Source organism: Sporosarcina sp. CAU 1771, from assembly GCF_054482775.1.
Window position 1 is genome coordinate 1,029 of record NZ_JBTLRN010000054.1, and the last position, 936, is coordinate 1,964.

1 rRNA gene (cut by a window edge) is annotated in these 936 nt (G+C 51.4%); it reads left to right on the forward strand.

The features are described from left to right. A 23S ribosomal RNA gene (locus ACXYMX_RS16965) occupies window positions 1–936 on the forward strand (its annotated part extends 418 nt beyond the left edge of the window); the annotation flags it as partial.

The following is a 936-nucleotide window of genomic DNA, read 5'->3' on the forward strand; positions in this document are numbered from 1 at the left end:
CTCATAAATCGGAACCCTCTACCAGGAGGGCCTAAGGCTGCCTTAAAGTGCACAAGGCGGCATGAGTCCTATATCCTGAGTACGGCGGAACACGTGAAATTCCGTCGGAATCCGGGAGGACCATCTCCCAAGGCTAAATACTCCCTAGTGACCGATAGTGAACCAGTACCGTGAGGGAAAGGTGAAAAGCACCCCGGAAGGGGAGTGAAATAGATCCTGAAACCGTGTGCCTACAAGTAGTCAGAGCCCGTTAATGGGTGATGGCGTGCCTTTTGTAGAATGAACCGGCGAGTTACTGATTCCATGCAAGGTTAAGCAGAGAATGCGGAGCCGCAGCGAAAGCGAGTCTGAATAGGGCGAATAAGTATGGGGTCGTAGACCCGAAACCAGGTGATCTACCCATGTCCAGGGTGAAGGTAAGGTAACACTTACTGGAGGCCCGAACCCACGTATGTTGAAAAATGCGGGGATGAGGTGTGGGTAGCGGTGAAATTCCAATCGAACCTGGAGATAGCTGGTTCTCTCCGAAATAGCTTTAGGGCTAGCCTCAAACGATAGAATCTCGGAGGTAGAGCACTGTTTGGACTAGGGGCCCATCCCGGGTTACCGAATTCAGACAAACTCCGAATGCCGAAGATTTATGTTTGGGAGTCAGACTGCGGGTGATAAGATCCGTAGTCGAGAGGGAAACAGCCCAGACCACCAGTTAAGGTCCCCAAGTATCTGTTAAGTGGAAAAGGATGTGGCGTTGCCCAGACAACCAGGATGTTGGCTTAGAAGCAGCCATCATTTAAAGAGTGCGTAATAGCTCACTGGTCGAGTGGCGCTGCGCCGAAAATGTACCGGGGCTAAACAGATCACCGAAACTGTGGATTGACATCTTAGATGTCAGTGGTAGGAGAGCGTTCCAAGGGCGTCGAAGCTAGACCGTAAGGA